Source organism: Pseudomonas sp. GL_103, assembly GCF_057835175.1.
This window is the reverse complement of sequence record NZ_CM174420.1, coordinates 1,854,074-1,880,660: the sequence shown is the minus strand read 5'-3', so window position 1 is coordinate 1,880,660 and position 26,587 is coordinate 1,854,074. Positions and strand designations below refer to the sequence as shown.

The window sequence follows — 26,587 nt, the reverse complement described above, 5'->3', positions numbered from 1 at the left end:
TACACAGACCCTTTGTGGGAGCTAGCTCGCTCCCACAAAGGGTGTTGCAGTGCTTCGACGTTAGCTCAACGGAAAAGACACCGCATCCCTCAATCGGCATAGGGGGCGTCCTTCACAGGCCGCTCCCCTGCCACACCACCCGGCATGCGGGTCCGCACCGGGCGGTTCGAGAGATTGAGGTTATGAGAGGCGCACCAGTCCCAGCCTGTCAAACCACGCTAGATCCAACACTCGATTCAGCTCAAATCGGCTGTTACGCCACCAGCTATACGAGTTGGCCGCCACTTTCCGGGCCGTTTGGCTGCTGGCTCCCAGCGCCCTCAGTTCGCGGTAGATCGTCGGTCCACGCCTCCACTGCTTAAGCTGGATCGCCCGCAATCGGTGTCGTATCCATTCGTCCAGCTCTCGCCAGATTTTCGGTGTTTGTGACAACCCAAAGTAAGTTTTCCAGCCCAAGAGATAAGGGCGTAGATTCTCGACAACTTGTCGCATACTGCGGCCACCTGAGCGGCGGGTCAGTTCGCGTATCCGTTGCTTGAACTGCTTTCGCGCCTTGATCGCCACGGCTCTTTTGACACCTTTGGGCGACGCCCAAAAGGCGTACCCAAGAAACTTGCGACCAAATGCACTCGCCACCGCACTCTTGCTCTCGTTGACGCTCAAGTGCAGCTTTCCATACAGACGCTCCAGCAAAGACATCACCCGCTGCCCAGCCTTGCGACTGCGAACATACACATTCGCATCGTCGGCATAGCGCACGAAACAATGACCTCGACGTTCAAGCTCCCGATCCACTTCGTCCAGCAGCACGTTCGCCAGCAACGGCGACAGCGGGCCGCCTTGCGGCGCCCCGCAGCGGCTTTTCTCGACCACGCCATTGATCAGCGTTCCCGCATCCAGATACGCACGGACCAGCCGGATGACCGACCGATCCGCAATCCGCTTGCGTAAACGATCAATCAAGATGTCGTGATTGACCCGGTCGAAGAACTTCTCCATATCTACATCCACCACCACTTTGCGCCCTGAAGACACGTAGCGCTGAGCCGCCAGAACGGCGTCCTGCGCACAACGTCCCGGACGAAAGCCGTAGCTGTGTTCACTGAAAGTCGGATCAAGGAGTGGCTGCAAGACTTGCAGCAGCGCTTGCTGGATCAAGCGGTCGGTGACCGTTGGAATACCCAACTCACGTTCGCCGCCGTCAGGCTTGGGGATGACCACACGCCGTACCGGACTGGGCCGGTAGACGCCCGAAAGAAGCTGTTCGCAAATCGCTGGCCACTGGGTCAGTAGATGTTCGGCCGTCTGTTCAATGTCCAGACCGTCGACCCCCGCTGCCCCTTTGTTGGCCTTGACCCGTTTCCACGCCCGTTTCAGGTTTTCTCTCGCAAAGGCCCGTTCCAGCAGCCCTTGCCCTGCGTTATCAAATTCATCTTGCGGGCGATTGACCTCGTCGCTGATGGGGCTTCTCACGGTTTCACCGCTCGCGTCCTCACATCCGCCCCGCGTTTGGCAGGCATCTGACTTCCGGTCGTTCGCATCAACATGGCCTATAACGCTTTCTCTCGTTCGGCCCTTCGTCAAAAAAAAAAAAATGACTACTACGGCCTCTGCTGACTTCTCGCTCCGGCCTGCACCGTCGCCCTTTCAGGCACAAGGCGAGATCTCCCCAGGTAAGAACGCAATCCTTCCCCGCACAACCGCCGGATTTACGCAGCCTGATCGTTGACCACAAGAGCTTCGCGATTTATGGCCCGCTCGCCCTGATCGGCTTCGCCTTGTATCCGGTTCTTGTTCATCGGCTCACGGTTTCGCTCCACGCTTCCTCCCCACACTCGGTCGCCCTCATGCAGTTGCGCTTCACTTCGTTCACTGTGGTCAGCTTACGGTGGGACTTTCACCCACAAGATCGCGCCCATGCTGGGCGCACCAAAAAAATGCCCCGTATCGATTGATACGGGGCATTTCTGTTTCTGCTCAAGACCCGCTTGTGGCGGGTCGTGAAGCGACTTAAGCCAAGGCTTCGGCGCGCTTGCCCAGCAGGCGATCGCAAACCACCGCGACCACCAGTGTCATCACCGACGGCACCAGCCAGGCCAGGCCCTGCTCGCTCAGCGGCAGGTGGGCCATTTGCGTCGGCATCCAGTCCGCCAGGCCGGCACCCTTGAGGGCGTCGATCAGGCCGAAGATGAACGACACCAGCATCACCGGGCCGAGGATACGACCCTGCTCATGCCAGAAGTCCTTGCAGAAGCTCAGCGCCACCAGAACGATGCACGGCGGGTAGATCGCGGTGAGTACCGGGATCGAGAACGCAATCAGCTTGGTCAGGCCCAGGTTGGACACCAGCAGCGAGAACGCAGCGAGGATGATCACCAGTGTCTTGTAGGACAGCGGCACCACACGGCTGAAGTACTCGGCGCAGGCGCAGGTCAGGCCGACCGCGGTCACCAGGCACGCCAGGGAGATCAGCACCGCAAGGAAGCCGCTGCCCAGCGAACCGAAGGTGTGCTGCACGTAAGCGTGCAATACCGCCGCGCCATTGGTAGCGCCAGCGGCCACTTCATGGCTGCCCGAACCGAGACGGAACAGGCTGACGTAAACCAGCGCCAGGCCCACGCCGGCAATCAGGCCGGCGATGATCGCATAACGGGTGATCAGAGCTGGCGACTCGACACCGCGGGAACGGATGGCGTTGACGATGACGATGCCGAACACCAGCGCGCCCAAGGTATCCATGGTCAGGTAACCATTGATGAATCCTTGGGAAAACGGCGCCGCCACGTATTCAGGCGTGGCTTGGCCAATGTCACCAGCCGGCAAAGCGAACGCTGCAATGCCCAGCGCGGCCAGGGCGATGATCTTCAGCGGCGCGAGGAAGCGCCCTACGGTATCCAGCAAACGGCCTGGATACAGCGAGATGAAGAACACCAGCAGGAAGTACACCGAGCTGTACAGGAACAATGCCAGCGGGCTCTCGCCGGTCAGCGGCGCCAGGCCCACTTCGAAGGATACGGTCGCGGTACGTGGCGTCGCGAACAGCGGGCCAACAGCGAGGTAACACGCCGCTGCCAGCAGGCCACCGGCGACTTTACCGATCGGGCTGCTCAAGGCATCCATTGCACCGCCGACCTTGGCCAGCGCCACAACAGTGATCACCGGCAAACCGACCGCCGTGACCAGGAAACCCAGCGCCGCCATCCAGACATTGGGCCCGGACTGCAAACCGACGATAGGCGGGAAGATGATGTTGCCAGCCCCGACGAACAGGGCAAACGTCATAAAACCAAGTGCCAGGATGTCCTGGCCTTTCAACACTTTCATTAAGGAAATACCACACTACTGAATCGGAATTTAGAGAGGGATTTCCCTATGGGTGAGGGAAATGCTGTCAGTCCGTATAAGACCGACCCTTTTAGCGCGTTGCCGCCTTGTGGGCCGCAGACGCAAAAATGGCGCGTAGCCTAACGAATTTGGCCGATAAACGCACTGTTAGAGGGCGAACTATCCGATATACGACATTTTTGTGTCGCGTTTACATACCTAAATTTCAATAAAGATCAAAAGATCGCAGCCTTCGGCAGCTCCTACAGGGGAATGCGATCTTCTGTAGGAGCTGCCGAAGGCTGCGATCTTTTGATCTTCAGAAACAACAAAGGCCACCCGAAGGTGGCCTTTGTTTGGTGAAGCGTCAGTTAAGCGCGCGGCTTACTTGACAGCCCAACCAGTCAGCTCGGCCAGGGCCTTGCCGATGTCTGCCAGCGAACGCACGGTTTTAACGCCTGCGTCTTGCAGAGCAGCGAATTTCTCGTCTGCAGTGCCTTTGCCGCCAGAGATGATTGCGCCAGCATGGCCCATGCGCTTGCCCGGAGGAGCAGTCACACCAGCGATGTAGGAAACAACCGGCTTGGTCACGTGTGCCTTGATGTAGGCAGCCGCTTCTTCTTCAGCCGAACCACCGATCTCACCGATCATCACGATCGCTTCGGTCTTCGGGTCTTCCTGGAACAGCTTCAGGATGTCGATGAAGTTCGAACCCGGGATCGGGTCACCACCGATGCCGACGCAAGTCGACTGACCGAAACCGGCGTCAGTAGTCTGCTTCACAGCTTCGTAGGTCAGGGTGCCGGAACGGGAAACGATACCGACCTTGCCTGGCAAGTGAATGTGACCTGGCATGATGCCGATCTTGCATTCGCCTGGGGTGATCACGCCTGGGCAGTTAGGGCCGATCAGGACTACGCCCAGTTCGTCGCACTTAACTTTAGCGTCCAGCATGTCCAGGGTAGGAATGCCTTCGGTGATGCACACGATCAGCTTGATGCCGCCGAAGGCAGCTTCCAGGATCGAGTCCTTGCAGAAAGGAGCCGGAACGTAGATCACGCTGGCGGTGGCGCCAGTGGCAGCTACAGCGTCTTTCACGGTGTTGAACACTGGCAGGCCCAGGTGCTCGGTGCCGCCTTTGCCTGGAGTTACACCACCAACCATCTTGGTGCCGTACTCGATGGCTTGCTGGGTGTGGAAACTACCTTGCGAACCGGTAATACCCTGGCAGATAACTTTGGTGTCTTTATTGATCAGGACGCTCATTATTTGCCCTCCGCAGCTTTGACAACTTGTTGAGCAGCGTCGGTCAGGCTGGTAGCAGCGATGATGTTCAAACCGCTTTCTGCCAGTACTTTAGCGCCCAGCTCAGCGTTGTTGCCTTCAAGGCGAACAACAACCGGGATTTTCACGCCGACTTCTTTCACAGCGCCGATGATGCCTTCGGCAATCATGTCGCAACGAACGATGCCGCCGAAGATGTTGACCAGTACTGCAGCGACGTTAGTGTCGGACAGGATGATCTTGAACGCTTCGGTAACGCGTTCCTTGGTAGCACCGCCGCCCACGTCGAGGAAGTTGGCTGGCTTGCCGCCATGCAGGTTGACGATGTCCATGGTACCCATGGCCAGGCCAGCACCGTTGACCATGCAACCGATGTTGCCTTCCAGCGCTACGTAGTTCAGTTCGAACTTGGCAGCGTGCGCTTCGCGCGGATCGTCCTGCGACGGATCGTGGAAAGTCTTCAGCTTAGGCTGACGGTACATGGCGTTGGCGTCGATGTTGATCTTGGCATCGAGGCAGTGCAGATCGCCGTCAGCCTTGATCACCAGCGGGTTCACTTCCAGCAGGGCCAGGTCGTGATCCTTGAACAGTTTGGCCAGACCTACGAAGATCTTGGCGAACTGGGCAACTTGCTTGCCTTCCAGACCCAGCTGGAATGCCAGCTCGCGACCCTGGAATGGCTGAGCGCCAACCAGTGGATCGATAGTGGCCTTCAGAATTTTTTCTGGAGTGTCGTGAGCGATTTTCTCGATGTCCACGCCACCTTCGGTGGAAGCCATGAACACGATACGACGGCTCGAACGGTCAACGACAGCGCCCAGGTACAGCTCTTTAGCGATATCAGTGCACGATTCAACCAGGATCTTGGTGACTGGCTGGCCATTGGCGTCAGTCTGGTAAGTCACCAGACGCTTGCCCAGCCACTGCTGTGCGAAGGCTTTGGCGTCTTCTTTGCTGCGAACCAGCTTTACGCCGCCCGCTTTACCGCGACCACCGGCGTGGACCTGGGCTTTGACAACCCACTCGCTGCCGCCGATTTTGTCGCAAGCTTCTGCTGCTGCTTCCGGGGTGTCTACTGCATAACCAGTGGAAACTGGCAGGCCGTATTCAGCGAACAGCTGCTTACCCTGATACTCGTGAAGATTCATGCTTTTTACCGTCTTCGTTAGGTACTGCGCATTCGGTGCTGCACTCTTTCAAGTGCCGCACCACCTGTGACTGCTGCTTGCATAGCCTTTCCGGATACCCGGTGCAGCTATGCAAGACTGCGTCCAGCGGATATTCCGCGGTGAGTCTTGCATGCAAGGCTCACGACGGGCCAAACCGCCGTGGTTTCTTATTATGTCTTAACGCTTCTTGCGGTTGGCGATGTGGATGGCGCCGCCATTCACAGCCAAAGCAGCTTCGTGCAAGGCTTCAGACAGGGTCGGATGGGAGAAAACCATCATGCCCAGGTCTTCAGCGCTGGTGCCGAATTCCATACCGATCGCGCCCTGCTGAACCAGTTCCGCAGCGCTTGGGCCAATCACGTGGACGCCCAATACGCGGTCTGTCTTGGCATCTGCGATGACCTTGACGAAACCACCGGTGTCGTTGGCAGCCATGGCACGGCCAGAGGCTGCGAACGGGAAGGTGCCGACGTTAACTTCAACGCCTTCAGCTTTCAAGGCCTGCTCGGTTTTACCGACCCATGCGATTTCCGGGTGAGTATAAATAACCGACGGGATCAGATCATAGTTCATCTGGGCCTTGTGGCCCTTGATGCGCTCGACAACCATGATGCCCTCTTCCGAGGCCTTGTGCGCCAGCATCATGCCGCGAACCACGTCGCCGATGGCGTAAACGCCCGGTACGGTGGTGGCGCAGTGATCGTCGACGTGCACGAAACCGCGCTCGTCCAGGGTCACGCCGCAGTCGGCAGCCAGCAGATCAGTGGTCACCGGACGGCGACCAACGGCTACGATCAGCTTGTCGAAAGTGATGTTTTGTTCGCCCTTGGCATCGGTGTAGTTCACCACGACTTCGTCGCCGTTCACTTTGGAACCGGTTACGCGAGCGCCCAGCTTGATGTCCAGACCCTGTTTGGTCAGGGTTTTCAGCGCTTCCTTGGAAACAGCGGCGTCGGCTGCCATCAGGAAAGTGTCCAGGGCTTCCAGGACAGTCACTTCCGCACCCAGACGCGACCAGACCGAACCCAGTTCCAGACCGATCACGCCAGCGCCGATCACGCCCAGACGCTTAGGCACGGATTGGAATTCCAGGGCGCCGGTGGAGTCAACGATCACATTCTGGTCAACCGGAGCTGGCGGAATGTCGATCGGACGCGAACCTGGAGCCAGGATGACGTTTTCGGCTTCGATGATTTCAACCGAGCCGTCAGGCTTGGTGACTTCGACTTTCTTGCCGGCCAGCAGCTTGCCGTGACCCTGGATCGAGGTCACACCGTTGGCTTTGAACAGGGTCGCAACGCCGGAGGTCAGGCCTTTGACGATGTTGGCCTTGCGGCCGACCATCGCTGGCACGTCCATGGTCACGCCAGCGTGATTGATACCGTGGATCGCGAAACCGTCCTGGGCTTCATGGAATTTCCACGAGCTGTCCAGCAGGGCCTTGGATGGAATGCAGCCGACGTTCAGGCAGGTACCGCCCAGAGCCAGTTTGCCTTCCTTGTCGGTGTACTTCTCGATGCAGGCCGTCGAAAGACCAAGCTGAGCGGCCTTGATGGCAGCCACGTAACCGCCAGGGCCCGCGCCGATCACTACTACGTCAAATTTCTGCGACATTCAAAAAATCCTCTTTAGCGAAAAGCTTCAAGCCGCGAGCGGCAAGCCGGGCTGCGGGTTTTCCGACAGCTCGAGCTTGCAGCTCATGGCTGCTTCTATCAGATATCCAGCAACAGACGAGCCGGATCTTCCAGCAGGTTCTTGATGGTCACCAGGAAGGTCACAGCTTCTTTGCCATCGATCAGACGGTGATCGTAGGACAGTGCCAGGTACATCATCGGACGGATAACGACCTGACCGTTGATGGCCATCGGACGCTGGATGATGTTGTGCATGCCCAGGATGGCTGCTTGTGGCGGGTTGACGATCGGGGTCGACATCATCGAACCGAAAGTACCACCGTTGGTGATGGTGAAAGTACCACCGGTCATTTCGTCCATCGACAGTTTGCCGTCGCGGGCTTTCTTGCCGAAGGTGGCGATGCCGCCTTCGATTTCAGCCAGGCTCATCAGTTCGGCGTTACGCAGAACCGGTACAACCAGGCCGCGATCGCTGGAAACTGCAACACCGACGTCAGCGTAGCCGTGGTAAACGATGTCGCCGCCGTCGATCGAGGCGTTGACAGCCGGGAAGCGTTTCAGCGCTTCGGTGGCCGCTTTCACGAAGAACGACATGAAGCCCAGGCGCACGCCGTTGTGGGACTTCTCGAACAGGTCCTTGTACTTCGAACGCAGGGCCATGACTTCGGTCATGTCGACTTCGTTGAAAGTGGTCAGCATCGCCATGTTCGATTGAGCTTCAACCAGACGCTTGGCCACGGTGGCACGTACGCGGGTCATCGGTACGCGCTTCTCGATGCGATCGCCAGCGGCAAACACAGGAGCAGCGGCAGCCGGAGCAGCAGCCTTGGCAGGTGCGGCAGCAGGAGCAGCTTTCTTGGCTTCGACAGCGGCAACCACGTCTTCCTTGGTTACACGACCATCTTTGCCGGTGCCTTTGACGGAAGCCAGGTTGATGCCGTTTTCTTCGGCCAGCTTGCGAGCAGCCGGAGCTGCGATAGCGTCTTCGTCAGCGCCGGCAGCTGGAGCAGCGGCAGCAGCGGCCGGAGCAGCAGCGGCAGCCGGAGCGGCAGCAGCAGCGCCGCCTTCAACGATGGAGCCCAGGACTTCGTCGGACAGAACGGTTTCGCCTTCGTTCTTGACGATAGCGCCCAGCACGCCGTCAGCGGTAGCCAGCACTTCCAGCACGACTTTGTCGGTTTCGATGTCGACGATCAGTTCGTCGCGCTTGACCGCGTCGCCCGGTTGCTTGTGCCAGGTGGCAACGGTGCCATCGGCAACCGATTCCGGGAAAGTGGGGGCTTTGATCTCGATAGCCATTGTCTGTGGTTCCTTAAATTCGGTTTCAGGTGCGCGAAGGCGTTAAACAGTAAAGGCGTCTTGCAGCAGTTTTTCCTGCTGTTCGGCGTGCATCGATGCGTAACCGCATGCTGGTGCAGCAGAAGCCTCACGGCCCGCGTACTCGAGTACGAGAGACTTGTTGAGGTTGCTGATGCTGCGACGCATGTGGTGTTGGCTGCAGTACCACGCACCCTGGTTCATCGGCTCTTCCTGGCACCAGACGGCATGTTTGACGTTGGTGTAAGGCGCCAGGACTTCTTTCAAGTCGTCCTCAGGGAATGGGTACAGCTGCTCGATACGCACGACAGCGATGTCGTCACGACCTTCGGCACGGCGTTTTTCCAGCAGGTCGTAGTAGACCTTGCCGCTACACAGAACAACGCGCTCGACCTTTTTCGGGTCTTGGGCATCGATTTCCGGGACCACGGTCTGGAACGAACCTTCGGCCAGATCTTCCAGCGTCGAGATGGCCAGCTTGTGGCGCAGCAGCGACTTCGGTGTCAGAACGATCAATGGCTTGCGTAGAGGGCGAATAACCTGACGACGCAGCAAGTGATAGATCTGTGCCGGCGTAGTCGGCACGGCTACCTGAATGTTGTGCTCGGCGCACAGCTGCAGGTAACGCTCCAGACGCGCCGAGGAGTGCTCCGGCCCCTGACCTTCATAACCGTGCGGCAGCAACATGGTCAGACCGCACAGACGGCCCCACTTGTGCTCGCCACTGGTGATGAACTGGTCGATAACCACCTGGGCACCGTTGGCGAAGTCGCCGAACTGGGCTTCCCAGATCACCAGCGCCTCAGGCGTGGTGGTCGAGTAACCGTATTCGAACGCCAGTACGGCTTCTTCGGACAGGAACGAATCGTACAGGTCGAAACGTGGCTGGCCGTTGTACAGGTTCTGCAGCGGGATGTAGGTGCCCGCGTCTTTCTGGTTGTGCAAGACAGCATGACGGTGCGAGAACGTACCGCGGCCGATGTCCTGGCCAGTCATGCGAATCGGGTGACCTTCGAACGCCAGGGTCGCGTACGCCATGGTTTCGGCGTAACCCCAGTTGATCGGCAGGCCGCCGGCTTGCATCTTCTGACGATCTTCGTAGATCTTCGCAACCTGGCGCTGAACCACGAAGCCTTCCGGGATTTCCAGCAGCTTGGCGGACAGTTCCTGCAGGGTCTTCAGATCGAAGCGAGTGTCGTGACGCGCGGTCCAGGCATGGCCCAGGTACGGACGCCAATCCACGAACAACTCTTTGTTCGGCTCTTTGACCAGGCTCTTCACCACGTGCAGACCGTTGTCCAGCGCGTTGCGGTATTCGTCGACTTTCGCCTGAACGCGTTCAGCGTCCAGCACACCGCCCTGGGTCAGACGATCGGCATACAGCTCACGGGTGGTGCGCTGTTTGGTGATCTGCTGATACATGATCGGCTGGGTGCCGCTTGGCTCGTCGGCCTCGTTGTGGCCGCGACGACGGTAGCAGACCAGGTCGATCACCACGTCACGCTTGAACTGCATGCGGTAGTCGATGGCCAGCTGGGTCACGAACAATACGGCTTCCGGATCATCACCATTCACATGGAGGATCGGCGCCTGGATCATTTTCGCAACGTCGGTAGCGTACTCGGTGGAACGCGAGTCCAGCGGGTTGCTGATGGTGAAACCGACCTGGTTGTTGATCACGATGTGCACGGTGCCGCCGGTTTTGAAACCGCGGGTCTGCGACATCTGGAAGGTTTCCATGACCACGCCCTGACCTGCGAACGCAGCGTCACCGTGGATGGAGATCGGCAGAACCTTCTCACCGGTTGGATCGTTACGACGGTCCTGACGGGCGCGAACCGAACCCTCGACCACCGGGGAAACGATTTCCAGGTGGGACGGGTTGAACGCCATGGCCAGGTGAACTTCACCGCCGGTGGTCATCACGTTGGACGAGAAGCCCTGGTGGTACTTAACGTCACCGGAACCCAGCTCGACCTTCTTCTTGCCTTCGAACTCGTCGAACAGCTCGCGCGGGTTCTTGCCGAAGGTGTTGACCAGCACGTTCAGACGGCCACGGTGGGCCATGCCGATGACGATTTCCTTGGTGCCGTAGGAACCGGAACGCTGGATCAGCTCGTCGAGCATCGGAATCAGGCTTTCGCCGCCTTCCAGACCGAAACGCTTGGTACCCGGGTATTTGGTGCCCAGGTATTTTTCCAGGCCTTCGCCGGCGGTCACGCGCTCGAGCAGGTGGCTCTTGATGTCGGCGGAGTACGTCGGACGACCGCGCACGCTTTCCAGACGCTGCTGGAACCACTGGCGCTGCTCGGAATCGGTGATATGCGTGAACTCAGCGCCGATGGTGCGGCAATATGTCTGCTGCAACGCTTCGTGAATTTCGCGTAGGCTCGCTTCCTCTTTGCCGATGAACAGGTCGCCGGCACGGAAGGTCGTATCAAGATCGGCATTGGTCAAGCCGTAATGATTGATCGACAGGTCTGCAGGTGCAGGACGCTGCCACAGCCCCAGCGGGTCAAGCTGGGCTGCCTGGTGGCCACGCATACGGTAGGCCTGGATCAATCGCAGCACTTCAACTTGCTTCTTCTCGTGCTCACTGCTCACGCTGCCGGCGGAAACCGGTTGGGCGCGGCGCTGGTTCTTTGCCAGCAAGACGAAATGATCGCGAATTGTGGAGTGCGAAACATCGGTGGCAGAGTTGCCGTCAGCAGGCAACTTCTGGAAGTAGGTGCGCCACTCTTCTGGCACAGCGTTAGGGTCGTGCAGGTAGAGCTCGTAAAGCTCTTCCACATAGGCAGCGTTACTACCGGATAGGTAGGCACTGTTCCACATGCGCTGCATCACGCTTTCTTGCATGCTTGGTCACCCTCGGTTAGGGGAACACCATCGGTGTCGACACCGAGCAAACTTGCAGAAGTCCGAATGCAGCGACCAAAACAAGCCACTAGGATCACACTGATAGTCCGGGTACCAGCCCGGATGCCCCTGCTTGTCTCATTTCTTCAAAATAAGAGCCGCAGCCTTTTAAGCTGCTGCTCAGGTTAAAACTACGGCGCCGGTTGAAGCCTGCGCCGCAGCATCTACGGGTACAGCGGGTACAGCAGCTGAATCACACGCCGCTTGAGAGCAACATGTTACGGATGTGACCGATGGCCTTAGTCGGGTTCAGGCCTTTCGGACATACGCTGACGCAGTTCATGATCCCGCGGCAGCGGAATACGCTGAACGGGTCATCCAGCGAAGCCAGACGCTCGGACGTCTTGGTGTCACGGCTGTCTGCCAGGAAGCGGTAGGCTTGCAGCAGAGCAGCCGGACCCAGGAACTTGTCCGGGTTCCACCAGAAGGACGGGCAGGAAGTCGAGCAGCAAGCGCACAGGATGCACTCGTACAGACCGTCCAGCTTTTCACGTTCTTCAGGGGACTGCAGACGCTCGATGGCCGGAGCCGGCGTGTCGTTCTGCAGGTATGGCTTAACCTTTTCGTATTGCTTGTAGAAGATGCTCATATCGACGACCAGGTCACGGATAACCGGCAAACCTGGCAGAGGACGAACGATCAACTTGTTACCTTTTACGACAGCAGACAGCGGCGTGACGCATGCCAGGCCGTTTTTGCCGTTGATGTTCATGCCGTCGGAACCGCAAACACCTTCACGGCAAGAGCGACGATAGGAGAAACCCTCGTCCTGCTCTTTGATCAGGGCCAGCACGTCCAGCACCATCAGGTCTTTACCACCGGTATCAACCTGGAATTCCTGCATGAACGGCGCGGCGTCCTGATCAGGGTTGTAACGATAAACGCTGACTTGCAACATGGCGGCCACCCTTAATAAGTCCGAATCTTAGGTTCAAAAGTCGGAACAGTCTTCGGCGAGAAGTTCACGGCACGCTTGGTCACGCGCTTGTCACCCGGGAAGTACAGGGTGTGGCACAGCCAGTTTTCGTCGTCACGGTCTTCGAAGTCTTCACGGGCGTGAGCACCACGGGACTCTTTACGTACTTCTGCAGCGATGGCGGTGGCTTCGGCCACTTCCAGCAGGTTCTGCAGTTCCAGCGCTTCGATACGTGCAGTGTTGAACGCCTGCGACTTATCGTTGATCTTCACGTTGGCGATGCGCTTGCGCAGGTCAGCCAGCTGGGCAATACCCTTCTGCATGTATTCGCCGGTACGGAATACACCGAAGTAGTTCTGCATGCAGTTTTGCAGCTCGCGACGCAGGGTAGCCACGTCTTCGCCTTCGGTACGCTCGTTCAGGGCGGACAGACGCGCCAGGGCAGCCTGGATGTCGGCGTCGGTGGCGTCGTCGTATTCGATACCGTCGGTCAGCGCCTTTTCCAGGTGCAGGCCGGCAGCACGGCCGAATACCACCAGGTCGAGCAGCGAGTTGCCGCCCAGACGGTTGGCACCGTGAACCGATACGCAAGCCACTTCACCCACTGCGAACAGACCAGGGATGATTTCATCGACGCCTTCGCCGTTCTGGGTGATTGCCTGACCGTGAATGTTGGTCGGAACACCGCCCATCATGTAGTGGCAGGTTGGAACAACCGGAACCGGAGCAACAACCGGGTCAACGTGTGCAAACGTTTTCGACAGTTCGCAGATGCCTGGCAGACGGCTGTGCAGCACTTCCTCGCCCAGGTGGTCGAGTTTGAGCATCACGTGGTCGCCGTTCGGACCGCAACCGTTGCCGGCGATGATCTCTTTAACCATCGAACGGGCAACAACGTCACGACCGGCAAGGTCTTTGGCGTTCGGAGCATAACGCTCCATGAAACGCTCGCCGTGCTTGTTGATCAGGTATCCACCTTCACCACGGCAACCTTCTGTAACCAGTACACCAGCGCCGGCGATACCGGTCGGGTGGAACTGCCACATTTCGATGTCTTGCACCGGAACGCCAGCACGCAGCGCCATGCCAACGCCGTCACCGGTGTTGATCAGGGCGTTGGTGGTCGAAGCGTAGATACGACCTGCACCGCCGGTAGCCAGTACGGTGGCCTTGGCACGGATGTAGGTGGTTTCGCCGGTTTCGATGCAGATGGCGATCACGCCGACGAACTCGCCTTCGCCGTTCTTCACCAGATCGACAGCGTAGTACTCGTTCAGGAACACGGTACCGGCTTTCAGGTTGCCCTGATAAAGGGTGTGCAGCAGAGCGTGACCGGTACGGTCGGACGCAGCGCAAGTACGCGCAGCCTGGCCGCCTTTACCGTAGTCCTTGGACTGACCGCCGAATGGACGCTGGTAGATACGACCTTGCTCGGTACGGGAGAACGGCATACCCATGTGGTCCAGCTCGTAAACGGCAGCCGGGCCTTCCTGACACATGTATTCGATAGCGTCCTGGTCACCGATGTAGTCGGAACCCTTGACGGTATCGTACATGTGCCAGCGCCAGTCATCGTTCGGGTCAGCGGACGCGATTGCGCAGGTGATGCCGCCCTGGGCGGATACAGTGTGCGAACGGGTCGGGAAAACCTTGGTGATCACGGCAGTCTTGTGACCGCCCTGTGCCAGTTGCAGCGCTGCGCGCATGCCGGCACCGCCGCCACCAATAATGATGGCGTCGAAAGAAATCGTTGGAATGTTAGCCATGACTCAGATACCCCAGAGAATCTGCACGCCCCAGACGAAGTAAGCGAACATCGCAACGCCGCATACTGCCTGGAAAAGGAAACGTATAGCGGTCGCGGACTTGCCGAACGCCATTGGCGTCAGGTAGTCGGTCGCGATGGTCCACATGCCGACCCAGGCGTGAGCGCCGAGGGCAACGAGGGCCAGGAGGCTGAAGATACGCATTCCGTTGTGGGCGAACAGTTCATGCCACTGGGCGTACTCGAGGCCAGGGTTGGCCACGATGTATCCGATCAGGAAGATGAAGTAAGCCGCGAGAACGACCGCAGACACACGTTGCGCCATCCAGTCATAGAGGCCCGAACGCGAGAGGTTCGTGACGTTAGTTACCATATCCAAACTCCTGCCAGAACGATTACCACCACGGAAACGGCGATAACGATTTTCGAGCCCAGCTTGCCGCCTTCCAGCGTCTCACCGATGCCCATGTCCATGATCAAATGGCGCACACCGGCTACCAGGTGATAAAGCAGAGCGGACAGGATGCCCCATGTCACTAGCTTGGCTAGCGGACTGGTCAGACACGCTTTCACCTGACCGAAGCCTTCCTCGGAACTCAGCGACTTGTCCAATGCGTAAAGCATGATGGCAAGGCACACGAAGAGGATGACACCGGAAATTCGGTGAAGGATGGACGTGTAAGCAGTGACTGGGAGTTTGATGGTCCTTAGGTCTAGGTTTACAGGTCGTTGGCTTTTCACGGCTTTTTTTTCACACTGAAGAGCCCCTAACAATCAGGGCAAAGTTGTTGGGGAGTGCACTGGTCAGGTAACCACCACCCAGGGATGCGACCCCCAATGAAAGCAAGCCCAAAAGCCCTTGGCGGTCGGTGGCCGAGTATAGACAGTTAGGCTACTAATGACAACGCAAACACCTAACCCAAACAGCTGATTGCGCAACTGACATAAAAGGCGTAAATGGCAGCCAATTTCGAGAAAAAAGTCCGGTTAAAGCCTTCTGGAGCAAGACTTTAGGCAAATTGACATTCGAATTTATCTCACTATAGTGGTGCGGGCCCTGCGTGGGGGGTCTGTCTGATGATTTCAAGCATAAATAGGAGGCCACATGGCTGACAAAAAAGCGCAGTTGATCATCGAGGGCGCAGCCCCCGTCGAGCTGCCCATTTTAACCGGCACCGTTGGTCCCGATGTTATCGATGTTCGGGGCCTGACGGCCACGGGCCGTTTCACCTTTGACCCAGGCTTCATGTCGACCGCCTCGTGCGAGTCGAAGATCACCTATATCGACGGCGACAACGGCATCCTGCTGCACCGCGGCTACCCGATCGAACAGCTGGCTGAAAAGTCGGACTATCTGGAAACCTGCTATCTGCTGCTCAACGGCGAACTGCCGACCGCAGAGCAGAAGGCCCAGTTCGTCAGCACCGTGAAGAACCACACCATGGTTCACGAGCAGCTGAAGACCTTCTTCAACGGCTTCCGTCGCGACGCCCACCCGATGGCCGTCATGTGCGGCGTAGTCGGCGCCCTCTCGGCGTTCTACCACGACTCCCTGGACATCAATAACCCGCAGCATCGCGAAATCTCCGCGATCCGCCTGGTTGCCAAGATGCCGACCCTGGCCGCGATGGTTTACAAGTACTCCATGGGACAACCCATGATGTACCCGCGCAACGACCTGTCGTACGCGGAAAACTTCCTGCACATGATGTTCAACACCCCGTGCGAGATCAAACCGATCAGCCCGGTACTCGCCAAGGCCATGGACCGGATCTTCATCCTCCATGCCGACCACGAGCAGAACGCTTCGACCTCCACCGTACGCCTGGCCGGCTCTTCGGGTGCCAACCCGTTCGCCTGTATCGCCGCCGGTATCGCTGCACTGTGGGGCCCTGCCCACGGCGGTGCAAACGAGGCCGTACTGACCATGCTCGATGAAATCGGCGATGTTTCGAACATCGACAAGTTCATCGCCAAGGCCAAGGACAAGAACGATCCGTTCAAACTGATGGGTTTCGGTCACCGCGTTTACAAAAACCGCGACCCGCGCGCCACGGTAATGAAGCAGACCTGCGACGAAGTGTTGAAGGAACTGGGCATCCAGAACGATCCGCAACTCGAACTGGCCATGCGCCTGGAAGAGATTGCCCTGACCGACCCGTACTTCATCGAGCGCTCGCTGTACCCGAACGTCGACTTCTACTCGGGGATCATCCTCAAGGCGATCGGCATTCCAACCAGCATGTTCACCGTGATCTTCGCCCTGGCGCGGACCGTCGGCTGGATCTCCCACTGGAAGGAAATGCTCTCCAGCCCGTACAAGATCGGCCGTCCGCGCCAGTTGTACACCGGCTACGAGTCGCGTGATATCACCAAGCTGGAAGACCGCAAGTAAGCACTGTCTTGCTGTAGGGTGTTGAGTTGTACCGGGAACGGCCTCTGCTTTTTATATAAAGAGCAGGAGGCCGTTTTTGTTTGTGCGCTTTGTCGCGTTTTTTTGATCGAGCGCATATCCGTTTCTTCGGTAACGGCCACTTAGGGTTCCGCTCTTACAGCGGGTCACTTGGAAAAGCCCCAAGTAACCAAGGGCTCTTGCCCCTGACATTCGGTGCCTCGCCGTGGCTCGGCATTCCCTCGCTCCGGTCCTGCTCCGTGGGCCCGCCGCCATCGGCCATCCATGGCCGGGGGCGGCTAACCCGGCATCCATGCCGGGTTGCCCACTGCGCAGAACCTCCACTCGGCCTCATGAGGGGGCGTGTACCGCAACAGCGCCCGAGGCGGCCTACCGGCCGGCCTGGTTGCTGGTGTGGCTCTCTGCAAAGTTTCGGTCAGCCGGCAGGCCGCCTTCGCGAGCAGGCTCGCTCCCACGGGAGAGCAAAGACAGAGCGGCGTACACCTTCGCTTTTCACCACTCATCAGGCCGAGCGTTAGCTCGCCTGCAGCTCTTGATCTTGATCCACCCGCCCCCTCGGGAGGCTGAGCGGAGGTGTTCATCCGGGGATTGGCGCGCAGCGCCGTTCGACGCAGTCGAACCCATTGCATGTAGGTCGAAGCGAAGCCGACCGGAGGGCAATGCCCCCGGATGAATACCGCAGCGAAGGAACGCCGAGCCTTAGCGAGGGGCCGTACGTAAGGGGCGAGCGTTTTTTTGGTTACTTTTTTTAGGCGCTTGTAAAAAAAGTGACTCGCCGTAAGGGCGAAACCATAGGTGGCCGTTACCGCAGGAATGGATATGTACACCCTCAAAAAACACTCCGCCCGACACAAAGCCTTCGCGAGCAGGCTCGCTCCTACAGTAAATCGGGTACATCCACGAAATTCAGGTCGATTACCGCCCAATAAAAAAATGCCCCAATCTCGCGACCAGGGCATTTCCATTCAACACAACTTAAACAATCAAACCCAAACGCTTAGTGCGAAACAGCACCACTTGCACCCAGGCCAGTCTGCGAACGAACAAACTGCGGGAAGAACAGCGCCCGCTCATTGTCAGCCGCAGTCGACTTGTCGGTAACCGAGAAGAACCAGATCCCGACAAAGGCAATCATCATCGAGAACAGCGCCGGGTATTCATACGGGAAGATAGCCTTCTCGTGATGCAGGATCTGCACCCAGATGGTCGGACCAAGCACCATCAGGCCCACAGCACTGATCAGGCCCATCCAGCCGCCGATCATCGCACCGCGAGTGGTCAGCTTCTTCCAGTACATGGAAAGCAACAGCACCGGGAAGTTGCAGCTCGCCGCGATGGAGAACGCCAGGCCCACCATGAACGCAATGTTCTGGCTCTCGAACAGGATACCCAAAGCAATTGCCAGCACCGCCAAGGCGATGGTGGTGATTTTCGAGACGCGAATCTCGTCCTTCTCGTTGGCCTTGCCCTTCTTGATCACGCTGGCGTACAGATCGTGGGACACCGCCGAAGCACCGGCCAGGGTCAGACCGGCAACCACTGCCAGAATGGTCGCGAACGCTACTGCCGAGATGAAGCCCAGGAAAATGCTGCCGCCGACCGCGTTGGCCAAGTGCACCGCCGCCATGTTGTTACCGCCCAGCAAGGCGCCTGCAGCATCTTTGAAGGCCGGGTTGGTGCTGACCAGCAGGATCGCGCCGAAGCCGATGATGAAGGTCAGGATGTAGAAGTAGCCAATGAAGCCGGTTGCGTACAACACGCTCTTGCGGGCTTCTTTTGCGTCACTCACGGTGAAGAAGCGCATCAGGATGTGCGGCAGGCCAGCGGTACCGAACATCAGCGCCAGACCGAGGGAGAACGCCGAGATCGGATCTTTCACCAGGCCGCCCGGGCTCATGATCGCTTCCGCTTTCGGGTGAACCTTGATCGCCTCGGAGAACAGCATGTTGAAGTCGAAGTTGACGTGCTTCATCACCATCAGCGCCATGAAGGAAGCACCGGACAGCAACAGCACAGCCTTGATGATCTGCACCCAGGTGGTCGCCAGCATGCCGCCGAACAACACGTACATGCACATCAGGATACCGACCAGGATCACCGCAACATGGTAATCGAGACCGAACAGCAGCTGGATCAGCTTGCCGGCACCGACCATTTGCGCGATCAGGTAGAACGCCACCACCACCAGCGAACCGCAAGCGGACAGCGAGCGGATCTGGGTTTGCCCAAGGCGATAGGACGCCACGTCGGCAAAGGTGTATTTACCCAGGTTACGCAGGCGCTCGGCGATCAGGAACAGAATGATCGGCCAGCCCACCAGGAAGCCGATCGAGTAGATCAGGCCGTCGTAGCCGGAGGTGAACACCAGGGCGGAAATACCCAGGAAGGATGCTGCCGACATGTAGTCACCGGCAATCGCCAGACCGTTCTGGAAACCGGTGATCTTGCCGCCAGCGGCGTAGTAATCGGCTGCCGACTTATTACGCTTGGAGGCCCAGTAGGTGATGCACAGGGTGGCACCGACGAAGGCGACAAACATCACGATCGCGGATACGTTGAGTGGTTGCTTCTGCACGGCACCGGTCAGGGCGTCAGCGGCCCAGGCGCCAGGTGCGAATGCTGCGATGCTCAAAAGAGCCATTAGACGGCGGATCATTGCTGAGCCTCCTTGAGAATCGCATTGTTCAGGTCGTCGAACTCGCCATTGGCGCGCCGTACGTAGATACCGGTCAGGATGAAGGCCGAGACAATCAGCCCGACACCGATCGGTATGCCCCAGGTAATCGAGGACTCAGGGCTGATTTTCGCCCCCAGCACCTGCGGCCCGTAGGCAATCAGAAGGATGAATCCGGAGTAAAGCCCTAGCATGACCGCCGAAAGAATCCAGGCGAATCGTTCCCTCTTGCTAACCAGCTCCTTGAAGCGCGGGCTGTTTTGAATCGAGAGGTAAATGCTGTCGTTCATTGTTTTTATCCTCGCAGCACAGATTTAGTTGGAACGGTATCCACTCTATGCGGCTGCGGGGCAGGTTCCAGACGACCTTAGTCTTAGAACCACATGGTGTTTTCGCCAAATTCCAGCACGCCATAAACAAGTGTGGGAGCGGGCTTGCTCGCGAAGGGGCCATAACATTCAACATTATTGTTGACTGTTACACCGCTTTCGCGAGCAAGCCCGCTCCCACAATTTAAAGCGAGGTGCCTGTTATTTAGTCCAGGCAGCCACACGCTCAGGGTGTTTGGCGATCCAATCCTTCGCCGCGGCTTCAGGTTTGGCACCATCCTGAATCGCCAGCATCACTTGGCCGATTTCATCCTTGGATTCCCACTGGAAGTTCTTCAGGAACTTGGCCACTTCCGGCGCCTTGGCTTCCAGGCCCTTGCTGCCGATGCTGTTCACGGTTTCAGCCGCGCCGTACACGCCTTTCGGGTCTTCGAGGAAGCGCAGTTTCCACTTGGCGAACATCCAGTGCGGTACCCAGCCGGTGACCGCGATGGATTCGTTCTTCTTCTCGGCACGGGTCAGCTCGGCGATCATGCCGGCGCCGGAACTGGCCTTGAGTTGATAACCGGTCAGGTCGTAGTCCTTGATCGCCTGATCGGTCTTGAGCATCACACCTGAACCGGCGTCAATGCCGACGATGCGGTTCTTGAAGGTGTCGTCGGTCTTGAGGTCGTCAATGGACTTGGCCTTGACGTACTCCGGCACGATCAGGCCGATTTTCGCGTCCTTGAAGTTCGGGCCGTAGTCGACGACCTGATCCTTGTTCTTCGTCCAGTACTCACCGTGGGTCACCGGCAGCCAGGCCGACAGCATGGCGTCGAGTTTACCGGTGGCCACGCCCTGCCACATGATCCCGGTAGCGACGGCTTGCAGCTTCACGTCATAACCGAGTTTCTGCCTGATCACTTCAGCCGCCACGTTGGTCGTGGCGACACTGTCCGACCAGCCATCGACATAACCAAGCGTCACGTCCTTGCCAGCGGCGCTTGCCACGGTCGAACTGATCGCCAGCACCAAAGCCGCACCTGCGCCCAAGAGTCGTCGCATCTTCATCGTTACTTCCCCGAAAGTGCTGCGCTCGACGGATGCCGAGTCGCTTAAACGTATTGTTATGGTGCACAGCGCCCCCATCACGCCCACCGCAAACTCGTTCGAACATCAGCGGAGTACTGACACTTGCGATAATCAACCTGACGCTCATGGCGACCTGCTCTGCCAGCGACCTCAAGGCATCGAGAAACGACATCAGAAAGCCATTAATCCTCAGCGCTACAAACACCCCCGCCAAACCGCCCGAACTTTGCATGTCAAAATCATGCAGGCCACCAAGCACGCGGCAAATGCAGGTAACATGCGCCGCTTTGTTCCCACACGGCCTGACCATGTCCGCGACCTCCCGCTTCCCTTTTGCTGCTTATCTATTCGCTTGCCTGCTCGGGCTGTTTGCCCTTGGCGGCTTCTGGTACGGCCTCGGCAAACCGGTGATCCTGCCGGACGTGGCCAGCGCCACGCACAAGCTGCAATGCGCCTCCTACACGCCATTCGACAAGGATCAATCGCCGTTTGACGTGCCATTCAACTTGCGCCCCGAGCGCATGGATGCCGACCTCGCGCTGCTGTCCAAAAGCTTCGAATGCATCCGCACCTATTCCATGACCGGCCTCGACGCCCTGCCGGACCTTGCGCGCAAGCATGGCTTGAAACTGATGATCGGCGCCTGGGTCAACAGCAACCCGGTGGACACCGAGAAAGAAGTCGACCTGCTGATCACCTCGGCCAACGCCAACCCGGATGTGGTCAGCGCGGTGATCGTCGGCAACGAAACCCTGCTGCGCAAGGAAGTCACTGGTGCGCAGTTGGTGAAGCTGATCAACAAGGTCAAGAGTCAGGTCAAACAGCCTGTCACCTACGCCGACGTCTGGGAGTTCTGGCTCAAGCATCCGGAAATCGCCCCCGCCGTGGACTTCCTGACCATCCACTTGCTGCCGTACTGGGAAGATGATCCGTCGAACATCGACGCCGCCCTGCAGCATGTGGCCGAAGTACGCCAGGTGTTCGGCAACAAGTTCGCGCCCAAGGATGTGCTGATCGGCGAAACCGGCTGGCCAAGCGAAGGTCGCCAGCGCGAAACGGCCCTTCCGAGCCGGGTCAACGAAGCCAGGTTCATTCGCGGCTTTGTCGCCATGGCCGAGCAACAGGGCTGGCATTACAACCTGATCGAAGCCTTCGACCAGCCCTGGAAACGCGCCAGTGAAGGTGCAGTCGGTGGTTACTGGGGGCTGTTCGACGCCGATCGCCAGGACAAGGGTGTGCTGGCCGGGCCAGTGACAAACGTACCGTACTGGTCGCAATGGCTGGCCGTGGGTGGCCTGATCTTCATCGGCACGTTGCTGCTCGGTGGCCGGGTCCGCACGACGCGTTCGGCACTGGTGCTGCCGCTGCTCGGTGCCTTGGCGGCGTGTTCGATTGGCGCCTGGGGCGACCTGGCACGGGTGACCACGCGCTTTACCAGTGAATGGCTATGGGTCGGACTGCTGACCGCTCTGAATCTGCTGGTGCTGGCCCATGCCGCGCTGGCATTGAGCCCTCGCCGTGGTTGGCGTGGGCGGGCTTTCAACCTGCTTGAGCGCCGTGCTGGCTGGCTGGTTGCAACGACAGGTTTCACGGCAGCCGTGATGATGCTGGAACTGGTACTCGATCCGCGTTATCGCAGCTTCCCGAGTGTTGCGTTCATCGTGCCGGCGCTGGTGTATCTGTGCCGCCCGGTGAACGTACCGCGTCGCGAGATTGCGTTGCTGACCTTCATCATCGGTGCCGGTATTGCACCGCAGTTGTACCGTGAAGGTTTGCAGAACCAGCAGGCCTGGGGTTGGGCGCTGGTGAGTGTGTTGATGGTGGCTGCGTTGTGGCGTTGCCTGCGGGTTCGCAAGGTTTAACTCTTTAGCGACCTGACTGACCTCATCGCGAGCAAGCTCGCTCCCACAAGGATCCTGTGGGAGCGAGCTTGCTCGCGATGACGGACTATCAAGCGCTACGAGAAGCCCTGACCAACCGCAACCCCGCAATCACCACCGCAAACACCGCCAGCGTGGTGTTGTACAAAGCCAGTGCCGGAAACCCGAACACCAGCGCCAGCACCGCCAGCCACCAGCCGGCCCGCCCCGGCACGACAAAGCCGATGATCGCAGCCGCCAACGCAGCCCACCCCAGGACTGCGAAGTGAATCATCAGCCCCAGGTTAGAACGCACCTGGCATTCCCAACGACTCGCCTCATCCACGCAAATGCCGACCCACTGTGCATCCTCCATGAAGCCATAACGCGCGCCATAACTGGCGGCCAGCCATACAGGCAGCAAAACAAGCAGCAGAATCACAGGCAGGCGGCGGGACATGAAACACTCCAATTGGCGAAAAACGGCGGCCAGCTTAATCGCCCAAGAGCGTTTCGCAAGCGATAACAACTGTTAACTGGTCATTCAATCGCTGCAAAGTGTATCGTCCAGCTACTATTACTTCGAAATTAAGCCTGTTTGGTGCCGAGGGTTGGCACTTTGGCGCAAATCCGGTGGTCATAGCCTGCGAAATTCATTCGGCACCTTCTTCTAAGGGATTTAGTCATGCTCCGTTCCTTGCGCTTCGCTGCCCTGTTTGGCGGCCTTATATTGAGTGCGTCCGCACTGGCGGTCGACATTGACGCTGCCAGTTACGGCTACCCCCTGACCAACCCGTTCGAGGCGACCATCGCGACCACGCCGCCGGACCTGCGTCCGGAGTTACCCCAGGACGACGACATCGATCAGGAAGTGCGCAGCGTCACCTTGCGTCCGGAACGGGCGTTCGAATTGCCGGACAATTTCTGGGCGGTCAAGAAACTCGACTACCGCATTGCCACGCAGGATCACGCCGCACCGCTGATGTTCCTGATCGCCGGCACCGGCGCACGCTATGACAGCACCCTGAACGAATACCTGAAGAAGCTCTATTACAAAGCCGGCTACCACGTGGTGCAGTTGTCATCGCCCACCAGCTATGACTTCATGAGCGCCGCATCACGCTTCGCCACGCCGGGTGTTTCCAAGGAAGACGCCGAAGATCTGTACCGGGTGATGCAGGCCGTACGGGCACAGAACCCGAAAATGCCGATCACCGATTACTACCTGACCGGGTACAGCCTGGGTGCACTGGATGCCGCTTTCGTCTCGCACCTGGACGAAACCCGCCGCAGCTTCAACTTCAAGAAAGTCCTGCTGCTCAACCCGCCGGTCAACCTCTACACCTCGATCACCAACCTCGACAAGCTGGTCCAGACCGAGGTCAAGGGCATCAACACCAGCACCACGTTCTATGAACTGGTGCTGGACAAGCTGACCCGCTACTTCCAGCAAAAGGGCTACATCGACCTCAATGACGCCCTGCTCTACGACTTCCAGCAGTCCAAGCAGCACCTGACCAACGAGCAGATGGCCATGCTGATCGGCACCTCGTTCCGCTTTTCGGCGGCCGACATTGCCTTCACTTCTGACCTGGTCAACCGTCGCGGCCTGATCACCCCACCCAAGTTCCCGATCACCGAGGGCACCAGCCTCACGCCATTCCTCAAGCGTGCGCTGCAATGCGACTTCGACTGCTACATCACCGAACAAGTGATCCCGATGTGGCGCGCCCGCACCGACGGCGGCAGCCTGCTGCAACTGATTGACCAGGTGAGCCTGTATGCGCTGAAGGACTATCTGCACGAAAGCCCGAAAATCGCTGTGATGCACAACGCCGATGACGTGATCCTCGGCCCTGGCGACCTGGGCTTCCTGCGCAAGACCTTCGGTGATCGCCTGACCGTTTACCCGTATGGCGGCCACTGCGGCAACATTAACTACCGCGTCAACAGCGACGCCATGCTGGAGTTTTTCCGTGGCTAAATATCTCCTGCTTTTCGCAGCGCTACTCTGTGCAGGCGTCGCCAATGCCGACAACAGCAAAGCCAACGCCCCCGTGGTCGTCGACAGTGATGGTTTCAAGGAACCGCTGAGCAAACTCAAATTCAACCCGGGTCTGGACCAGCGTGAGTTCGAGCGTTCAACCCTCAGCGCGCTGACCGTCTACGATCCGCTGGAAGAGTGGAACCGGCGCGTCTATCACTTCAACTACCGCTTCGATCAATGGGTGTTCCTGCCGGTGGTCAATGGTTACCGCTACGTCACCCCGAGCTTCCTGCGCACCGGCGTCAGCAACTTCTTCAACAACCTCGGCGACGTGCCGAACCTGATGAACAGCCTGCTGCAACTCAAGGGCCAGCGCTCGCTGGAAACCACCGGGCGACTGCTGCTCAACACCACCATCGGCATCGCCGGCCTGTGGGACCCGGCCACCGCCATGGGCCTGCCGCGCCAGAGCGAAGACTTCGGCCAGACCCTGGGCTTCTACGGCGTGCCGGGCGGCGCTTATTTAGTCCTGCCGATCCTCGGTCCGTCGAACCTGCGTGATACCGGCGGCCTGCTGGTGGATTACTCGGCCGAGAGTGCGATCAACTTCCTGAACGTGGCCGAAGTCAGCTCCAACCATCCGGAAGTCTTGATCCTGCGCGGCATCGACAAGCGCTACCAGACCAGCTTCCGCTATGGCCAGATGAACTCGCCGTTCGAGTACGACAAAGTGCGTTACGTGTATACCGAAGCGCGCAAGTTGCAGGTCGCCGAGTAATTCCGGCAGCTATAAATCAATGTGGGAGCGGGCTTGCTCGCGAAAGCGGTGTGTCAGACAACCTTTTTGGTGACTGACACGACCTCTTCGCGAGCAAGCCCGCTCCCACATTTGCTTTGTGTTGTCTTCAGCCTTTCAGGGCTTTCCAGACCTTGCTGACAGCCATCACGCCAACCAACACCACCGCCCCTGCGACAATCCCCGCCACGCCATTGAGCAACACCGGCACGATAAATCCGCCGCCACCCGCCGCCGCACCGACACTTTCGATCCAGTGATGCACCACCGGCACACCGTGCGTGAGGATCCCGCCGCCCACCAGAAACATCGCCGCCGTACCGATCACCGACAGGCTTTTCATCATGTACGGTGCCGCGCGCAGAATCCCGCCGCCAATGCTTTTCGCCATCTGCCCGGGTTTCTGGGTCAACCACAGGCCGAGGTCGTCGAGCTTGACGATACCCGCCACCAATCCGTACACGCCGACGGTCATGACAATGGCGATGCCCGAAAGCACGATGATTTGCTGGGTCAATGGAGCGCCGGCCACGGTGCCGAGGGTGATGGCGATGATTTCCGCCGAAAGAATGAAATCGGTGCGGATCGCGCCTTTGATCTTGTCCTTCTCGAACGCCACCAGGTCGATGGCAGGATCGGCCACGGCTTCGACCAACTGCGCATGCTCGGCGACGTCTTCGGCCTTGCTGTGCAGGAACTTGTGGGCGAGCTTCTCAAACCCTTCAAAACACAGATAGGCACCACCGACCATCAACAACGGTGTGACCAGCCACGGAATGAACGCACTGATCGCCAGCGCCGACGGCACCAGGATCAGTTTATTGATGAACGAACCCTTGGCGACCGCCCAGACCACCGGGATTTCCCGTTCGGCACGCACGCCACTGACTTGCTGGGCATTGAGTGCCAGGTCGTCGCCGAGTACGCCGGCCGTTTTCTTGGCGGCCATTTGGGTCATCAAAGACACGTCGTCCAGCACGGTCGCGATGTCGTCGATCAGCACCAGCAAACTGCTTCCTGCCATGAATCGGGTTTCCTTCTGCAATGAATGCGCAGCAGCATAGCGCGACATAAGAGCCTACGGTGCATTCTTGAGCGCCGCGCGAGGCCGGTGATACCATGCGCAACCG

At 58.7% G+C, this 26,587-nt stretch carries 20 protein-coding genes; 4 read left to right on the top strand and 16 right to left on the bottom strand.

The genetic code is table 11. The annotated features are described in order from the left end of the window. Nucleotides 1-180 precede the first annotated feature (180 nt). The 11 genes from ltrA to sdhC all read right to left on the bottom strand — a co-directional run bounded on the left by ltrA (nt 181) and on the right by sdhC (nt 15,066). On the bottom strand, nt 181-1,473 hold the full coding sequence (gene ltrA, locus AC3IP0_RS08520; RefSeq protein ID WP_489317168.1) for a group II intron reverse transcriptase/maturase: 1,293 nt from the start codon (nt 1,471-1,473) through the stop codon (nt 181-183). Between the two features lie 537 nt (nt 1,474-2,010). Beyond that, nucleotides 2,011-3,324 (bottom strand): branched-chain amino acid transport system II carrier protein, encoded by a 1,314-nt coding sequence (brnQ, locus tag AC3IP0_RS08515; RefSeq protein ID WP_150724530.1) that lies wholly within the window; start codon nt 3,322-3,324, stop codon nt 2,011-2,013. Between the two features lie 384 nt (nt 3,325-3,708). Then, nucleotides 3,709-4,590, bottom strand: a complete 882-nt coding sequence (gene sucD, locus AC3IP0_RS08510) for a succinate--CoA ligase subunit alpha (protein WP_007919877.1) — start codon at nt 4,588-4,590, stop codon at nt 3,709-3,711. Next, entirely contained in the window at nt 4,590-5,756 is a 1,167-nt protein-coding gene (gene sucC, locus AC3IP0_RS08505) for an ADP-forming succinate--CoA ligase subunit beta (protein WP_007919879.1), read from the bottom strand. Before sucC ends, sucD begins: the two co-directional genes overlap by 1 nt. 198 nt (nt 5,757-5,954) lie before the next feature. Continuing rightward, nucleotides 5,955-7,391, bottom strand: coding sequence for a dihydrolipoyl dehydrogenase (gene lpdA, locus AC3IP0_RS08500; RefSeq protein ID WP_053156817.1), 1,437 nt, complete (start codon nt 7,389-7,391; stop codon nt 5,955-5,957). Between the two features lie 98 nt (nt 7,392-7,489). Further along, entirely contained in the window at nt 7,490-8,710 is a 1,221-nt protein-coding gene (gene odhB / locus AC3IP0_RS08495) for a 2-oxoglutarate dehydrogenase complex dihydrolipoyllysine-residue succinyltransferase (protein ID WP_056721685.1), read from the bottom strand. 42 nt (nt 8,711-8,752) lie between these two features. After that, complete coding sequence (locus AC3IP0_RS08490; protein WP_489318907.1) at nt 8,753-11,584, bottom strand: 2-oxoglutarate dehydrogenase E1 component; 2,832 nt, start codon at nt 11,582-11,584, stop codon at nt 8,753-8,755. A gap of 253 nt (nt 11,585-11,837) precedes the next feature. Next, nucleotides 11,838-12,542, bottom strand: coding sequence for a succinate dehydrogenase iron-sulfur subunit (locus AC3IP0_RS08485; protein WP_095944019.1), 705 nt, complete (start codon nt 12,540-12,542; stop codon nt 11,838-11,840). Between the two features lie 11 nt (nt 12,543-12,553). Further along, nucleotides 12,554-14,326: a succinate dehydrogenase flavoprotein subunit gene (sdhA, locus tag AC3IP0_RS08480; RefSeq protein WP_223533590.1), complete on the bottom strand. Its 1,773-nt coding sequence runs from the start codon at nt 14,324-14,326 to the stop codon at nt 12,554-12,556. A 3-nt stretch (nt 14,327-14,329) separates the two neighbouring features. After that, nucleotides 14,330-14,698: a succinate dehydrogenase, hydrophobic membrane anchor protein gene (gene sdhD / locus AC3IP0_RS08475; RefSeq protein WP_008049683.1), complete on the bottom strand. Its 369-nt coding sequence runs from the start codon at nt 14,696-14,698 to the stop codon at nt 14,330-14,332. Next, entirely contained in the window at nt 14,692-15,066 is a 375-nt protein-coding gene (sdhC, locus tag AC3IP0_RS08470) for a succinate dehydrogenase, cytochrome b556 subunit (RefSeq protein ID WP_032829628.1), read from the bottom strand. Before sdhC ends, sdhD begins: the two co-directional genes overlap by 7 nt. Nucleotides 15,067-15,430: 364 nt before the next feature. Here sdhC and gltA point away from each other — a divergent pair, with 364 nt between their 5' ends. After that, complete coding sequence (gltA, locus tag AC3IP0_RS08465) at nt 15,431-16,720, top strand: citrate synthase (protein ID WP_007977501.1); 1,290 nt, start codon at nt 15,431-15,433, stop codon at nt 16,718-16,720. Nucleotides 16,721-17,735: 1,015 nt separating this feature from the next. On the opposite strand, the gene AC3IP0_RS08460 is transcribed toward gltA, so the two are convergent. The 3 genes from AC3IP0_RS08460 to AC3IP0_RS08450 all read right to left on the bottom strand — a co-directional run bounded on the left by AC3IP0_RS08460 (nt 17,736) and on the right by AC3IP0_RS08450 (nt 20,794). Then, nucleotides 17,736-19,394, bottom strand: coding sequence for a cation acetate symporter (locus tag AC3IP0_RS08460; protein ID WP_489318906.1), 1,659 nt, complete (start codon nt 19,392-19,394; stop codon nt 17,736-17,738). After that, nucleotides 19,391-19,702 (bottom strand): DUF485 domain-containing protein, encoded by a 312-nt coding sequence (locus AC3IP0_RS08455; RefSeq protein WP_150772700.1) that lies wholly within the window; start codon nt 19,700-19,702, stop codon nt 19,391-19,393. The genes AC3IP0_RS08460 and AC3IP0_RS08455 overlap by 4 nt, the downstream gene beginning before the upstream one ends. A 240-nt stretch (nt 19,703-19,942) precedes the next feature. Further along, nucleotides 19,943-20,794: a glycine betaine ABC transporter substrate-binding protein gene (locus tag AC3IP0_RS08450; RefSeq protein WP_223447950.1), complete on the bottom strand. Its 852-nt coding sequence runs from the start codon at nt 20,792-20,794 to the stop codon at nt 19,943-19,945. A gap of 287 nt (nt 20,795-21,081) precedes the next feature. Here AC3IP0_RS08450 and AC3IP0_RS08445 point away from each other — a divergent pair, with 287 nt between their 5' ends. Continuing rightward, complete coding sequence (locus tag AC3IP0_RS08445; protein ID WP_489327168.1) at nt 21,082-22,677, top strand: glycoside hydrolase family 17 protein; 1,596 nt, start codon at nt 21,082-21,084, stop codon at nt 22,675-22,677. Nucleotides 22,678-22,765: 88 nt separating this feature from the next. On the opposite strand, the gene AC3IP0_RS08440 is transcribed toward AC3IP0_RS08445, so the two are convergent. Further along, the gene (locus AC3IP0_RS08440; protein ID WP_489318904.1) at nt 22,766-23,134 is read right to left on the bottom strand and encodes a hypothetical protein; all 369 of its coding nucleotides are present in this window, start codon (nt 23,132-23,134) and stop codon (nt 22,766-22,768) included. Nucleotides 23,135-23,359: 225 nt separating this feature from the next. Here AC3IP0_RS08440 and AC3IP0_RS08435 point away from each other — a divergent pair, with 225 nt between their 5' ends. Further along, entirely contained in the window at nt 23,360-24,658 is a 1,299-nt protein-coding gene (locus AC3IP0_RS08435) for a serine/threonine protein kinase (protein ID WP_489318903.1), read from the top strand. Then, nucleotides 24,651-25,439 (top strand): MlaA family lipoprotein, encoded by a 789-nt coding sequence (locus AC3IP0_RS08430; RefSeq protein WP_150724520.1) that lies wholly within the window; start codon nt 24,651-24,653, stop codon nt 25,437-25,439. Before AC3IP0_RS08435 ends, AC3IP0_RS08430 begins: the two co-directional genes overlap by 8 nt. Nucleotides 25,440-25,566: 127 nt before the next feature. On the opposite strand, the gene AC3IP0_RS08425 is transcribed toward AC3IP0_RS08430, so the two are convergent. Next, the gene (locus AC3IP0_RS08425) at nt 25,567-26,481 is read right to left on the bottom strand and encodes a DUF808 domain-containing protein (RefSeq protein ID WP_489327166.1); all 915 of its coding nucleotides are present in this window, start codon (nt 26,479-26,481) and stop codon (nt 25,567-25,569) included. Between the last annotated feature and the right edge of the window lie 106 nt (nt 26,482-26,587).

Excerpts from the sequence above, each read along its gene's own strand:
- AC3IP0_RS08425 (WP_489327166.1), bottom strand. The coding sequence starts at position 26,481 with ATGGCAGGAAGCAGTTTGCTGGTGCTGATCGACGACATCGCGACCGTG.
- odhB (WP_056721685.1), bottom strand. The coding sequence starts at position 8,710 with ATGGCTATCGAGATCAAAGCCCCCACTTTCCCGGAATCGGTTGCCGAT.
- sdhA (WP_223533590.1), bottom strand. The coding sequence starts at position 14,326 with ATGGCTAACATTCCAACGATTTCTTTCGACGCCATCATTATTGGTGGC.
- sucC (WP_007919879.1), bottom strand. The coding sequence starts at position 5,756 with ATGAATCTTCACGAGTATCAGGGTAAGCAGCTGTTCGCTGAATACGGC.
- AC3IP0_RS08450 (WP_223447950.1), bottom strand. The coding sequence starts at position 20,794 with ATGAAGATGCGACGACTCTTGGGCGCAGGTGCGGCTTTGGTGCTGGCG.
- sdhD (WP_008049683.1), bottom strand. The coding sequence starts at position 14,698 with ATGGTAACTAACGTCACGAACCTCTCGCGTTCGGGCCTCTATGACTGG.
- AC3IP0_RS08445 (WP_489327168.1), top strand. The coding sequence starts at position 21,082 with ATGCAGGTAACATGCGCCGCTTTGTTCCCACACGGCCTGACCATGTCC.
- AC3IP0_RS08460 (WP_489318906.1), bottom strand. The coding sequence starts at position 19,394 with ATGATCCGCCGTCTAATGGCTCTTTTGAGCATCGCAGCATTCGCACCT.
- brnQ (WP_150724530.1), bottom strand. The coding sequence starts at position 3,324 with ATGAAAGTGTTGAAAGGCCAGGACATCCTGGCACTTGGTTTTATGACG.
- gltA (WP_007977501.1), top strand. The coding sequence starts at position 15,431 with ATGGCTGACAAAAAAGCGCAGTTGATCATCGAGGGCGCAGCCCCCGTC.
- AC3IP0_RS08435 (WP_489318903.1), top strand. The coding sequence starts at position 23,360 with ATGCTCCGTTCCTTGCGCTTCGCTGCCCTGTTTGGCGGCCTTATATTG.
- AC3IP0_RS08485 (WP_095944019.1), bottom strand. The coding sequence starts at position 12,542 with ATGTTGCAAGTCAGCGTTTATCGTTACAACCCTGATCAGGACGCCGCG.
- AC3IP0_RS08455 (WP_150772700.1), bottom strand. The coding sequence starts at position 19,702 with ATGAACGACAGCATTTACCTCTCGATTCAAAACAGCCCGCGCTTCAAG.
- sucD (WP_007919877.1), bottom strand. The coding sequence starts at position 4,590 with ATGAGCGTCCTGATCAATAAAGACACCAAAGTTATCTGCCAGGGTATT.
- AC3IP0_RS08490 (WP_489318907.1), bottom strand. The coding sequence starts at position 11,584 with ATGCAAGAAAGCGTGATGCAGCGCATGTGGAACAGTGCCTACCTATCC.
- lpdA (WP_053156817.1), bottom strand. The coding sequence starts at position 7,391 with ATGTCGCAGAAATTTGACGTAGTAGTGATCGGCGCGGGCCCTGGCGGT.
- AC3IP0_RS08440 (WP_489318904.1), bottom strand. The coding sequence starts at position 23,134 with ATGTCCCGCCGCCTGCCTGTGATTCTGCTGCTTGTTTTGCTGCCTGTA.